The 12,575-nt window shown below is 68.6% G+C and carries 10 protein-coding genes and 1 tRNA gene; 8 read left to right on the top strand and 3 right to left on the bottom strand.

Features of this window, described 5'->3' with window-relative positions:
- Positions 1-6: 6 nt before the first annotated feature.
- The 3 genes from ABDC25_RS14660 (at position 7) to ABDC25_RS14650 (ending at position 3,443) form a co-directional block, all read left to right on the top strand.
- Positions 7-1,473, top strand: coding sequence for an NAD-dependent succinate-semialdehyde dehydrogenase (locus ABDC25_RS14660; protein WP_029258914.1), 1,467 nt, complete (start codon positions 7-9; stop codon positions 1,471-1,473).
- A 56-nt stretch (positions 1,474-1,529) separates the two neighbouring features.
- Entirely contained in the window at positions 1,530-2,894 is a 1,365-nt protein-coding gene (locus ABDC25_RS14655) for an NAD-dependent succinate-semialdehyde dehydrogenase (RefSeq protein ID WP_029258913.1), read from the top strand.
- 111 nt (positions 2,895-3,005) lie between these two features.
- Positions 3,006-3,443: a pyridoxamine 5'-phosphate oxidase family protein gene (locus ABDC25_RS14650; protein WP_029258912.1), complete on the top strand. Its 438-nt coding sequence runs from the start codon at positions 3,006-3,008 to the stop codon at positions 3,441-3,443.
- Between the two features lie 16 nt (positions 3,444-3,459).
- On the opposite strand, the gene ABDC25_RS14645 is transcribed toward ABDC25_RS14650, so the two are convergent.
- A complete protein-coding gene (locus ABDC25_RS14645) occupies positions 3,460-3,630 on the bottom strand; it encodes a hypothetical protein (RefSeq protein ID WP_167255625.1) in 171 nt (56 codons plus the stop codon).
- 182 nt (positions 3,631-3,812) lie between these two features.
- On the opposite strand from ABDC25_RS14645, the gene poxB reads away from it, so the two are divergent.
- Entirely contained in the window at positions 3,813-5,537 is a 1,725-nt protein-coding gene (gene poxB / locus ABDC25_RS14640) for a ubiquinone-dependent pyruvate dehydrogenase (RefSeq protein WP_021201068.1), read from the top strand.
- 42 nt (positions 5,538-5,579) lie between these two features.
- On the opposite strand, the gene ABDC25_RS14635 is transcribed toward poxB, so the two are convergent.
- Together ABDC25_RS14635 and ABDC25_RS14630 are read right to left on the bottom strand one after the other, a co-directional pair.
- Positions 5,580-8,378, bottom strand: coding sequence for a hypothetical protein (locus tag ABDC25_RS14635; RefSeq protein ID WP_347123378.1), 2,799 nt, complete (start codon positions 8,376-8,378; stop codon positions 5,580-5,582).
- Positions 8,379-8,401: 23 nt separating this feature from the next.
- Positions 8,402-10,225 carry an HSP90 family protein gene (locus ABDC25_RS14630; RefSeq protein ID WP_347123376.1) on the bottom strand — a complete coding sequence of 608 codons (1,824 nt, stop codon included), beginning with the start codon at positions 10,223-10,225 and terminating at the stop codon, positions 8,402-8,404.
- A 195-nt stretch (positions 10,226-10,420) separates the two neighbouring features.
- Between ABDC25_RS14630 and ABDC25_RS14625 the strand changes: the two genes are divergently transcribed.
- The 4 genes from ABDC25_RS14625 (at position 10,421) to rplK (ending at position 12,570) form a co-directional block, all read left to right on the top strand.
- Positions 10,421-10,493 (top strand) — tRNA-Trp (locus tag ABDC25_RS14625).
- Positions 10,494-10,533: 40 nt separating this feature from the next.
- On the top strand, positions 10,534-10,806 hold the full coding sequence (gene secE, locus ABDC25_RS14620) for a preprotein translocase subunit SecE (protein ID WP_021201065.1): 273 nt from the start codon (positions 10,534-10,536) through the stop codon (positions 10,804-10,806).
- A gap of 40 nt (positions 10,807-10,846) precedes the next feature.
- Entirely contained in the window at positions 10,847-11,890 is a 1,044-nt protein-coding gene (nusG, locus tag ABDC25_RS14615; protein WP_021201064.1) for a transcription termination/antitermination protein NusG, read from the top strand.
- Between the two features lie 248 nt (positions 11,891-12,138).
- A complete protein-coding gene (gene rplK / locus ABDC25_RS14610) occupies positions 12,139-12,570 on the top strand; it encodes a 50S ribosomal protein L11 (RefSeq protein ID WP_017829145.1) in 432 nt (143 codons plus the stop codon).
- Positions 12,571-12,575 lie beyond the last annotated feature (5 nt).

Genomic DNA, 12,575 nt, shown 5'->3' with positions numbered 1-12,575 from the left:
AGAATCATGAGCACTCAGACCGAACAGGCGCTCCTGGACAGCATCCCCACCGGCCTCTTCATCGGCGGTGAGTGGATCGACGGCGAGACCGGCGGCACGTTCGACGTGCAGGATCCCGCGACCGGTGCCGTGATCCGCACGATCGCCGACGCGACGCCCGCAGACGGCATCCGCGCCCTCGATGCGGCCGTCGCCGCGCAGGACGCGTGGGCCGCGACGGCTCCGCGCGTGCGCAGTGAGATCCTCCGCCGGGCATTCGACCTCGTGCAGGAGCACAAGGAGGACCTGGCGCTGCTCATGACGCTCGAGATGGGCAAGCCGCTCGCCGAGGCGCGTGGCGAGGTCGGCTACGGCGGCGAGTTCCTGCGCTGGTTCAGCGAGGAGGCCGTGCGCATCAGCGGCCGCTACGGCATCAACCCCGAGGGCACCGGTCACATGGTCGTGTCGCAGCGCCCGGTCGGACCGTCGTTCTTCGTGACGCCGTGGAACTTCCCGTTCGCGATGGCGACGCGCAAGATCGCTCCGGCACTCGCGGCCGGCTGCACCGTGGTGATCAAGCCCCCGGCACTCACGCCGCTGACGACGATGTACTTCACGAAGCTGCTCGAAGAGGCCGGCCTTCCCGCCGGTGTCGTCAACGTCGTGCAGACCTCGAAGTCGAGCGCGCTGTCGGCGCCGATCATCGCCGACCCGCGTCTGCGCAAGCTCTCCTTCACGGGCTCGACCGAGGTCGGACGCAAGCTCATCGCCCAGGCGGCGGAGGGCGTGCTGCGCGTGTCGATGGAACTCGGCGGCAACGCCCCGTTCGTGGTGTTCGACGACGCCGACCTCGACAAGGCCGTGGACGGTGCGCTGGCCGCGAAGTTCCGCAACATCGGACAGGCCTGCACGGCGGCGAACCGTTTCATCGTGCACAAGGACGTCGCGGGCGAATTCGCCAAGCGTGTCACCGAGCGCGTCAACGGCATGAAGATCGGCCGTGGCACCGAAGAGGGCGTGGCGATCGGACCGCTCATCGACGCGGATGCCGTCGCGAAGGCCGGCGAACTCGTCGACGATGCGGTCGGTCGCGGTGCGACGCTGCTCGCAGGTGGCAAGGCCGTGGAGGGCACGGGCACGTTCTACGAGCCGACCGTGCTGACCGATGTCGTCGCGGGAAGCGCGATCCTGCGCGAGGAGATCTTCGGACCGGTGCTCGCGATCGCGACCTTCGAGACCGAGGAAGAGGCCGTGCGCCTGGCGAACGACACCGAGTACGGACTCGTGTCGTACGTCTTCACCGAGAACCTGCAGCGCGGTCAGCGGATGATCGACGGGCTCGAGACCGGCATGATGGGTCTCAACGTGGGCGTTGTCTCGAACGCGGCCGCACCCTTCGGCGGCGTCAAGCAGTCCGGCGTCGGCCGCGAGGGCGGCTTCGAGGGCATCCACGAGTACCTGTCCACCAAGTACACGCTGATCCCGGTCTCCTGATTTCCGATGCGGGGCCCGCGCGTCGGGCCCCGCACCACCACACGAGAGGACATGTCATGACCGACTACGCCGTCACCAACCCCGCCACCGGAGAGACGCTGGCGTCCTTCGACACGTTCACGGATGCCCAGATCGATGAGGCGGTCGCCGCCGCCGACGAGGCCCACCGCGAGTGGTCGCGCTCGTCGACGGTCGCCGAGCGCGCGGCCCTCGTCCGGCGTGCCGCCGAGCTGCACCGCGAACGCCGCGAAGAGCTCGCCGACATCTTCGTGCGTGAGATGGGCAAGCCCCGCGAGGCCGCCCTGGGCGAGGTCGACTTCGCCGCCGACATCGCCGAGTACTACGCCGACCAGGCGGAGTCGATCATGGCCGACCAGCCGATCGCGATCCTGGGGGAGGGGTCGGCCATCATCCGCCGTTCCTCGCTCGGCCCGCTCGTCGGCATCATGCCGTGGAACTTCCCGGCGTACCAGATCGTGCGCTTCGCCGCTCCCAACCTGATCGTGGGCAACACGATCCTGCTCAAGCCCGCCCCGCAGTGCCCGGAGTCGTCGACCGCGATCGAGAAGATCTATCACGATGCCGGATTCCCGAAGGGCGCCTACCAGAACGTCCTCGCGACGAACGAGCAGATCGCGACGATGATCGCCGACCCGCGCGTGCAGGGCGTCTCGCTCACCGGATCCGAGCGCGCCGGTGCCGCGGTCGCCGAGATCGCCGGACGCAACCTCAAGAAGGTCGCACTCGAGCTCGGCGGCTCCGACCCGTTCATCGTGCTCTCCACCGACGACCTCGACGCCACGGTGCAGGCCGGCGTCGATGCGCGCCTCGACAACAACGGGCAGGCCTGCAACGGCGCGAAGCGCTTCATCATCGTCGACAGCCTGTACGACGCCTTCGTCGAGAAGTTCACGGCGGCGATGGCGGCCGTCGAGGCGACCGATCCCATGCTCGACGACACGGTCCTCGGTCCGGTGTCGTCCGAGACGGCTGCGGTCAACCTGCAGAAGCAGATCGACCAGGCGGTCGAGCAGGGAGCGACGCTCCTCACCGGCGGCACCCGTGACGGCGCGTTCTTCGCTCCGACCGTGCTGGCTGACGTGACGCCCGAGATGAACGTCTACCGCGAGGAGCTCTTCGGCCCCGCCGCCGTCGTCTACCGCGTGGCGGATGAGGACGCGGCGGTCGAGCTCGCGAACGACACCACCTTCGGTCTCGGCTCCTACGTCTTCACGACGGATGCCGCGCAGGCCGAGCGCGTCGCCGACAAGATCGAGGCGGGCATGGTCTACGTCAACCTCGTGCTCGCCGACAGCCCCGAGCTGCCGTTCGGCGGCGTCAAGCGCAGCGGCACGGCCCGCGAACTGGGTCACCTGGCCGCGGACGAGTTCGTCAACAAGAAGCTCATCCGCATCGGCTGAGCGCACGATGAACGGCCCCTCGCAGAACGCGGGGGGCCGTTGTCACATCCACCACCGAATGCGGGACGGATGCCCTGTCGGTGGGGACATCGAGTGGGAGACAATGGCGGCATGAGCGCGCACACCGACCCCATCGAGATGCTGACCACCGACCGGAGCCGGGAGCTGCTCGGCACGCAGGAACTGGGAAGACTCGTCACCCACGTCGGGGACACGATCGACATCTTCCCGGTGAACTACGTGGTCGACGGCGACGGCATCCTGTTCCGCACGGCGCCAGGCAGCAAGCTGTTCGAGCTGACGGTGAACACCGACGTGCTGTTCGAGGTCGACGATCATACCGACACGGACGCCTGGAGCGTCATCGTCCGCGGGCACGCGACCGCTCTGGAGGCGGATGCGGACGTGCACCGCGCGGATGCCGCGGGCCTTCGCCCCTGGATCCCCACCCTCAAGCGCGTCTACGTGCGCATCGACCCGACGTCGGTCTCCGGGCGGGCGTTCCGTCGCAGTGCAGAGCCGGACAGGGATGGTGCTCAGGAGTACTGAGCGCCACTCGTCGCCCTCAGGCGGAGAAGAGCTTCAACTCCTCGGGAGTGAAGTAGTTCTGGGTCACGTCCGTGATGCGCACGAGGTACTTTCCCCGCTTTCCGTCGATCGAGACGACGGTTCCGACATTGCCGGTCATCGTCGGTCCGGTGATCTGCACGGTGTCTCCGATGGCGAAGTCGCTCATTCTGCATCCTCTCGTCGTGCCGTGACCCCGGATGCGCCGGCGAGCGTCTCGGCTTCTTCTGATGCTTCGAGGCTAGATCGCGCGTCGAAGCGGCGACAGTGTCGGATGTCGGCAGTTCGAGTGACATCTGTCACGGTCGTCCGACGAGCCTCAGCCCCGTGCCTCGGGCGTAGGGTCGAAGCATGGCAAACGTCGCTGAGAACATCGTCAAGACTCTGCACGCCAACGGGATCGACCGTGTCTACGGCATTCCCGGGGACTCGCTGAACGGCTTCACGGATGCGCTGCGCAAAGACGGCACGATCCGATGGGTGCATGTGCGGCACGAGGAATCCGCCGCGTTCGCCGCCGCCGCCGATGCCGCAACCACCGGCGAGCTCGCCGTCGTCGCCGGATCCTGCGGGCCCGGGAACCTGCATCTGATCAACGGCCTCTACGACGCCAACCGCTCACGTGTTCCCGTGCTCGCGATCGCCGCCCACATCCCCACCACCGAGATCGGAACCGGATACTTCCAGGAGACGCATCCGCAGGAGCTCTTCCGCGAGTGCAGCGTCTACGTCGAGTACGTCGCCGATCCGAAGCAGATGCCGCGCCTGATGGAGATCGCCATGCGTGCTGCCATCGAAGAGCGCGGGGTCGCGGTGCTCGTGATCCCCGGTGACGTCGCCCTGGCAGACATCGCCGACGACCGTGCCGTCGTGATCGAGCGCACCCGCCCGGTGGTCGTGCCCAATCCGGCGGAGCTCGAGAAGGCGGCGACGCTGTTGAACGCCGCGAAGAAGGTCACGATCCTCGCCGGAGCCGGCGTCGAGGGCGCGCACGACGAGGTCATCGCGCTCGCCGACACACTGGGTGCTCCCATCGTGCATGCGCTCCGCGGCAAGGAGTTCATCGAGTACGACAACCCCTTCGACGTGGGGATGACGGGGCTTCTCGGCTTCGCTTCGGGCTTCCGGGCCATGGAGGCCGCCGACGCGCTGCTGGTGCTGGGCAGCGACTTCCCGTACGAGCAGTTCTACCCCGACAACGCGACGACGATCCAGGTCGACATCCGTGGTGCCCAGCTCGGCAAGCGGCATCCGCTCGATCTGGGGCTGGTCGGCGATGTGCGTGCCACGGCGGACGCACTGCTGCCTCGACTGGCGCGCAAGGACGACCGTACGCACCTCGACGATGCCACCGCGCACTACCGCAAGACTCGCAAGAAGCTCGACGAGCTGGCGGTGCCGGCCAAGGGCAAGCGTCCCATCCACCCGCAGTACCTCGCTCGCCTCCTGGACGAATACGCGGCCGACGATGCGATCTTCACGGCCGACGTGGGGTCGCCGACCGTGTGGGCGGCGCGATACCTCTCGATGACCGAGAACCGGCGACTGATCGGTTCGTTCACGCACGGCTCCATGGCCAATGCGCTGATGCACGGCATCGGGGCCCAGGTCGCACACCCCGACCGTCAGGTCGTGGCGCTCGCGGGTGACGGCGGCCTCTCGATGATGCTCGGCGAGCTGCTGACCCTGACGCAGAACAAGCTGCCCGTGAAGACCGTCGTGGTCAACAACTCATCGTTGAACTTCGTCGAGCTCGAGATGAAGGCCGCCGGCTTCGTGACGTACGGGACGGGGCTGGACAACCCCAGCTTCGCTGCGATCGCCGAGGCGATGGGGATCTTCGCACGCCGGGTGGAGCGGAGCGAGGACCTCCCCGACGCCGTCCGCGAAGTGCTGGCCCATGACGGTCCCGCTCTGCTCGACGTGGTCACCGAACGGCAGGAGCTCTCCATGCCGCCCGCGATCGAGGCGGCGCAGGTCAAGGGCTTCGCGCTCTACGCGATCCGCACGGTCATGTCCGGGCGTGGCGACGAACTCCTCGATCTCGCGAAAGCCAACTGGCGCCAGCTCTTCTGAGACGGCGCCCCCAGCGACGGCGCCGTCTCGCCGGCCCTGCGCTCAGCTCTCCAGGTGCGCGCGGATCTCGGCGGCTTCGCCGTGACGGCCGAGTGCCTCGAGCACGTTGCCGAGCTCGAGGGCCGACACCTGCAACAGCGGCGGGTGTCCGGCCGCGTGCTCGATGGCGCTGCGGTAGACCGGGACCGCGTCGGCTGAGCGCTCGTTGCCGGCGAGCACCCGTGCCGCGAACAGCTCCGAGCCTCCGGCCGAGCCCAGGTCTCCGAGCGCTGCGAAGCCGTCGGCCGCGGTGAGAGCAGCCGAGACGGCTTCATCGACACGGCCGAGCTCGGCCAGCGCCCGTGCGCGCGAGTCGGTCACATCCGCGAGCAGCCACTCGGCCTCGTGCTGCTGCGCGAGGGCGGCGACCTCGTCGAAGAGCCCGAACGCCCGCTCATCGCCGCGTCCGCCGTAGGCCTGGCCGAGACTGTGCAGAACCTCGGTGAGCGCGCCGACGGCTTCGGGCGCGCGCCGCACGATCTCGGCGGCGGACTCGAGCAGGGCGATCGCATCGTCGTGCTCGTCGAAGCGCGCGAGGATCTTGGCCTGCTCCGTCATCGACATCGCCTGGTCCGCGTGCTCCTCGGCCTGCCCGAACAGTTCGGAGGCATAGCCGTGCGCACCGACCGACTGACCGAACTCGCCCGCGGCGCTCAGGGCGCGCGCGAGCATCGACACGGTCATGGCGCGCGAGCCGGCGGGGACGTCGGCCTCCTCCTCGCGCTGCAGCACGTCGCCGAACAGCTCTGCGGCTTCTTCTGCATCGCCGACACGCAGCATCGCGCGCGCGAGACGGAAGTCGAGTCCGGTCGTGTCCGCTCCGGCTTCGCCTCCCAGGCGCGCGGCGAGGCGGTAGCGCGAGACGGCTTTCTCCGGCTCGTCCGCGTCCTCCCAGAGGGCTCCGGCGAGCAGGTGCGCGTCACCGAGCGCGCGGGTCGCTCCCAGTTCGGCGAGCAGGCGGCAGGCCTCGTCGGCATCGGCCGCGCCCTCCAGGTATGTGTTCCCGCCGCCGCGCACGCGTGCGCGGGTCTGCAGCGCCTGGGCCCGGTGGCCCGCGCTGAGGTCGTCCTGAGCGAGGAAGCGGTCGAGCAGCGCGCTCCCGGCCTCGAGGTCGCCCTTGCTCAGCACGGCCGAGATGGCCAGCAGCGTCGTGGTGTTCGTCAGACGGGTGTCCTCGGCCTCGGCGAACGACCGCGCCGCCACCTCGGCGTGATCGAGCGCGGCGTCGGGTTCGCCGGACTGCAGGTGCAGGGCGGCGCGGCTGATCGCGAGGTCGCCGCGCGTCCAGGCGGGGAGATGCTCGGAGGCGCCGATCTCCTCTTCGAGCGCGGCGGTCGTCTCCGGGGTGTTCAGGCCGAACGTCGCGAGGCCGATGCGCTCCTCGAGGTCGGCCTGCACGTCGCGGCCGGCCGCCCGCAGCGCAGCGATGCGTTCCGGCAGAAGCTGCAGGGCCTCGTCGGCGCGATCGAGGGCGATCAGGATGCCCAGGCGCATCGAGAGCAGCTGGGCGCGCTTGGCGGGGTCCTCGACCTCGAGGGCACGGGGCAGGGCCTCGAGCGTCTCGTGCTCGGCGCCGAACTGGGCGAGCTGCATCGCCCGTTCGAACCATCCGTCCGCGTCGACCGGTGTGGTGGTGGGTGCCGCGGCGACGAACGCGTCGGAGCGGATCGGAACGTCGTACCGCTCGTCCGCCAGCGCCCGCATCCGTTCCAGGCTGCGGGCGTGCCCGTCCGTCCCGTCACGCTCGTCGAAGCCCGCTCCGATCCGCTCCGCAGCGGTCCACGCGGTTGCCGCGAGCTCGGCGGCGCTCCAGGTGCCGTCGTGCTCGCCGAAGAACGGGACGAGGGCGGCCGACTCCGCGCCGCGCACGGGAGTGTCGCCGTGTCCGACGGCCGTCACCCGGTCCAGCGCCACGGCGAGGGCCGCGAGAGCCGCGAAGTGGGCGTCGACGTTCAGGCCGTCGTGCGCGAGCCAGGAGATGTGCTTCTCGACCAGTGCGAGCGCGCGCGCCTCGTTGCCGGTGAGGGCTGCGAACACGATGTTGTTGGCGACGATGCGAAGGTTGTCGGGGTTGTCCTTGGCCAGTCGGTAGCTGCGCAGATGCGCGGTCTTCGCCTCGTCGAGGCGTCCGGCACGCAGGTACGGCAGGAGCACGCGCGAGAGGGCGTGCTCGGGCTCCTCTCCACAGGAGAATCCGCCCTCGATCATCTCCTCGACGAGCACGATCGCCTCGGCGTCGCGGTCGGTGTCGGCGAAGAAGCCCGCGATCTGACTGCGTCCACAGGCGTCGCAGTGGCTGTGGTCGTCGCGCGGCGTCGCCTCCAGCTGCACGCGCAGCGCCTCGGCCTCGTCCATGCGACCGGCGTCCCAGGCGTCCTCGAAGCGCGCGGTGAGCACGCCGCTGACGCCGAGCCCCGCGGCGCGGTAGTGCGACTCCATGTCGTCGAGCACGGCGGCGATCTGCTCCTGCGAGAACGCGGGGGAGGACCGCAGCGACGAGGCCATCCACTTGAACTGCCACATCAGATCGGCTCCGCCGTTGTCGAGATCGGCCGGGAAGCGCTGCGGGTCGGCATCGTGATGGGCGAGGCACCACGCGAACGAGTTGAGCATCACGTCGGTGGCGCCGTTCATGTTCGCCGACGCGGTCTGACGCATCCGAGCCTCGTACTCGAGCCGCTCGTCGCCGATCTCGATCGCCAGGGCGACGGCCTCGGAGACCAGCGCCTGCTCTGCGGGCCCCCAGGGGGTGCGATCGATCTCCTCGATCAGCTGCTGGAAGCGCTTCTTCGGACGTGCCATGGAGGGGACCTTTCGGTGGAGAGTCAGCGGGCGTCGCCGAAGGGGATGGTGTCGCCCTCCAGGCCGGTCGAGAGCGAGACGAGGTCGGCGAGGGCGCTGGTCATCAGCGTCCGATCGGCGTCCGCGAGCGGATGGTGCCCGGCGAGAAGCGCCTGGATGTAGAGGAGCTGCACGGTGCGCGCGAAGACGGCGTCGTCCTGCACGCGCACCAGGGCGCGCACGACCCGATTGGACCAGTTCAGGCACAGGCGCGCGCGCAGATCGTCGTCGCGGGCGGATGACAGGGTCTGGTCGATGCGATCCAGCACACCGCCCCACAGGGCCCCGGTGACGCCCTTGGTGCGTCCGCGGTCGATCGCCCGCAGCACCTCGGGGTCGGCCACGTAGAGCCCGGCGAGATCGGGGCGGTCGATCGACCGGACGACCACGGAGCAGTCGGATGCGTCGAGCACGGCACCGGCGCGCGCTTCGAGGGCGACGGCCGCATCGCGGTCGTCGAGGGGTGGCGGATCGAGACGATCGAGTTCGCCCGTGACATCCACCTTTTCGACGGAGACGTGCGGGTAGAGGTCGGGCAGCATCCGGATCAGATCGGCGTCGTAGAGGTAGCCGCCGTTGACGAGCACCTCATCGGAGGGGGAGATGCCGGCCACCTGGCGGAATTCGTCCACGCTCTGCGCGTAGCGGATGTGCGGGTATCTCTCGACGAGGTCGCCGATCCGCACCGTGCCGTGCGTCGTCTCGACCGTCAACCAGCGGGAGATGAAGTGGGCGAGCTCCTCGTCGTGGCGCACCAGGGATTTGAGGCCGACCTCGTGCACGGCGACGAACTGCGCGAGACGATGGGGTTCGCGCAGCCCCAGCTCGAGCACCCAGCGGCGGATGCCGGCGCCCAGCTGCTCGCGCACGCGTTCGAGCGCCGCGTCCTCGACGAGCGATTCCCTGCTCGCGGTGGGAGCGAGGCCGGTGGAATCGATCACGGCGCGCACGAAGAAGGCCCAGTCGGGGAGCACGTCGTCGACGCGCTCGGAGAGCAGCATCCGTCCCAGGTACATGCGCGTGGCCTGGCGTGCACCGGGAGGAGGGGCGAACGGCAGCACGTACGCGAGGCCGCGCGTGCCCGTGGCGGGCTCGCTCAGCTCGATGACGTCGAGCGGACTCGCTCCGAGGAGATCCCGACCGTAGCCGACCGCGGCTTCGGGGTCCTGCGCGGCGTCGAGGAACGGAGCGTCTCGGGTGATGTCGATGTCGCCGGCGGCGGCGTCGATCGTGACGCGCACCGGCAGGAACTCCCCGAACGTCGTCGCCAGCTCGTGCACGGCGGCGGGGCGCAGCAGCTCGTCGGCGTCGAAGCGCGGGACGAGGTGCACACTGGTGCCGATCGGCAGCTCCTCGTCGATCTCGGCCACCTGGAACGTGCCGTCGGCACTGCCGGTCCACTCGACCGAGGCGCCGCCGCGGGCGCTGCGCGAGCGGATGACGATCGTGTCGGCGACCATGAAGCAGCTGAGCAGACCGATGCCGAACTGCCCGAGGTAGTCGCTGCGGGGGAGGTCGAAGATGTCCCGCTTGGAGCTGCGGCCGACCGTCGCCAGCAGATCGGCGACCTCCGTGGCGGTCAGCCCCACGCCGTCGTCGCGCAGCACGAACTCGCCGGTCTCGGCGGTCAGCGGAGTGATCCGGATGCGGCCGCCGCCACCGTCGACCTCGCGGCGGGCGGTGATCGCGTCGCGGGCGTTCTGCAAGAGCTCTCGCAGGTACACGCGAGGACTGGAGTAGATGTGCCGGCTGAGCAGATCGACGACTCCGCGCAGATCCACCTGGAACTGCTGCACTTCAGCGCTCACCGGCGCTCCCTCCTCCTGCATACGCTCGCTGAGCCTAACAAGAACACGCCATCGCGATCCCGGTTCGGCGCGACCGGATCGATGCCGTATGCTTGTGGGGCAGTTGTTGTCTGCATTCTTTCGCCATGCCTGGGGTCTTCCGATCGCGGCTACGGTGGCAGAGTGGGGAGAACACCCCGAGACCTCCCGGTCTCTAGGGCGGTAGCTCAATTGGCAGAGCAGCGGTCTCCAAAACCGCAGGTTGCAGGTTCGATTCCTGTCCGCCCTGCGCGTCAGCGCAACGCTGACACACGAAAGGTACATTCAGGATGGATCAGGACGAACCGCGCGGCGAGGTCGTCGCGGCCGGCGCCACCCGCGAGAAGAAGGGCAACCCCTTCTCCCGGTTCTTCGGGAGCATCGCCCTGTTCATCCGCCAGGTCATCGCCGAGCTCCGCAAGGTCGTCACCCCGACTCGCAAGGAGCTGTTCAAGTTCACCGGGGTGGTGCTCGTCTTCGTGATCATCGTCATGGGCATCGTCTACGGCTTGGACTTCGCCTTCGGGCTCTTGGCGCACTGGGTGTTCGGAATCCCTGGCTGATGACCCCCGCGGCTCGCGCCGCAGCTATGGAGAAAACAACGTGTCTGAACGATATTCCGACGACGCCGACTGGGCGACCGCCGCAGAGCAGTCCAGCGAGGAAGACGAGGCCCAGGAGGGCAACGTCCTCGCTGAGGAAGAGCTCTCGGTCACCTCGGCCGAACACGTCGCGGTCCACGTCGAAGATGAGGACGGCGAAGAGGATGACACGGCTGACATCGACATCGACATCGACGACCCGGAGGCGGACGCGATCGTGAACGACGCTCTCAACCTGGACGAAGCGGCTGAGTCTGAGGCTGCCGCTGAGGTCCTCAACGAATCAGTGGCCGAAGAAGTCGCCGAGCAGGAGGCGGAGGCGGCCGACGAGGTCACTCCCTACGACGGTCCCGAGCTCGGCGCTGACGACGCGCAGGCCGACGAGGACTCCTCGACGGACGAAGACGACGAGGACGCCGAGGAAGACCCGTACGAGGCCTTCCGCATGGACCTCCGCATGCTCCCGGGCAAGTGGTACGTCATCCACTCCTACGCCGGTTTCGAGCGCAAGGTGAAGGCCAACATCGAGCAGCGCAAGTCGACGCTCGAGGTCGAGGACGAGATCTACCAGGTCGAGGTCCCGATGGAAGACGTGGTCGAGATCAAGAACGGCCAGCGCAAGATGGTCACCCGCGTGCGCATCCCCGGCTATGTGCTGGTGCGCATGGAGCTCACGGAAGACACCTGGTCGGTCGTGCGGCACACCCCGGGTGTCACCGGCTTCGTGGGCAACGCCCATAACCCGACGCCGCTGCGCTTCGAAGAGGCCTTCAACATGCTGAAGTCGCTCGTCGAGGTCAAGGACGTCCCCACGGCCAAGAACATCGCGTCGAAGGGCGGCGTCGCCGTCGCTCGTCCGCTGCCGGCCGAGGTCGACTTCGAGGTCGGCGAGACCATCACGATCAAGGAGGGCTCGTTCGCGGGTCTTCCCGGTTCGATCAGCGAGATCAAGCCCGAGAGCGGCAAGCTCACGGTCCTCGTCTCCCTCTTCGAGCGCGAGACCCCGGTGGAGCTGTCGTTCGACCAGGTCACCAAGATGGTCTGACACACATTCACACGAGAACGGCCGTCCCTCTCGGGGCGGCCGTTCTTGCGTCGGGCAGGCGCCTCTTGCGTCGGGCAGGCGTCCGTTGCGCCGCTGAGCGGCCGTGGCCGGCAGGACTCCTTCTGATCGGGTAGACTTGTGTGGTTTGTGCGACGCTTCGGCGTGCGCGGAGACGACCACGTTCCGGAACCGCCGGATCTGTGGGAGAAGCGGATGCTCCGGCATCCGATTCGATGAAAGGAAAGAGAATGGCACCGAAGAAGAAGGTGACCGGCCTGATCAAGCTTCAGATCAACGCCGGTGCAGCCAACCCGGCGCCGCCGATCGGCCCCGCGCTCGGTCAGCATGGCGTCAACATCATGGAGTTCTGCAAGGCGTACAACGCCGCGACCGAGTCGCAGCGCGGCAACGTCATCCCCGTCGAGATCACCGTCTACGAGGACCGCAGCTTCACCTTCGTCCTGAAGACCCCGCCTGCTGCGGAGCTCATCAAGAAGGCCGCCGGCGTCCCCAAGGGCTCCGCGACCCCGCACACCGTCAAGGTCGCGAAGATCACCAAGGACCAGGTCCGTCAGATCGCCGAGACCAAGCAGGCCGACCTGAACGCGAACGACATCGAGGCCGCGATCTCGATCATCGCCGGCACCGCCCGTTCCATGGGCATCACGGTCGAGGGCTGAGGAGA

It is taken from the genome of Microbacterium sp. SY138 (genome assembly GCF_039729145.1).
Lineage (GTDB): Bacteria > Actinomycetota > Actinomycetes > Actinomycetales > Microbacteriaceae > Microbacterium > Microbacterium maritypicum_A.
The sequence above is the reverse complement of the archived record's forward strand: the minus strand, read 5'-3'. Positions and strand labels throughout refer to the sequence as shown.

Bases quoted from the DNA above. Each gene is read 5' to 3' on its own strand.
- ABDC25_RS14660 (WP_029258914.1), top strand. From the start codon at position 7: ATGAGCACTCAGACCGAACAGGCGCTCCTGGACAGCATCCCCACCGGC.
- ABDC25_RS14655 (WP_029258913.1), top strand. From the start codon at position 1,530: ATGACCGACTACGCCGTCACCAACCCCGCCACCGGAGAGACGCTGGCG.
- ABDC25_RS14650 (WP_029258912.1), top strand. From the start codon at position 3,006: ATGAGCGCGCACACCGACCCCATCGAGATGCTGACCACCGACCGGAGC.
- ABDC25_RS14645 (WP_167255625.1), bottom strand. From the start codon at position 3,630: ATGAGCGACTTCGCCATCGGAGACACCGTGCAGATCACCGGACCGACG.
- poxB (WP_021201068.1), top strand. From the start codon at position 3,813: ATGGCAAACGTCGCTGAGAACATCGTCAAGACTCTGCACGCCAACGGG.
- ABDC25_RS14635 (WP_347123378.1), bottom strand. From the start codon at position 8,378: ATGGCACGTCCGAAGAAGCGCTTCCAGCAGCTGATCGAGGAGATCGAT.
- secE (WP_021201065.1), top strand. From the start codon at position 10,534: ATGGATCAGGACGAACCGCGCGGCGAGGTCGTCGCGGCCGGCGCCACC.
- rplK (WP_017829145.1), top strand. From the start codon at position 12,139: ATGGCACCGAAGAAGAAGGTGACCGGCCTGATCAAGCTTCAGATCAAC.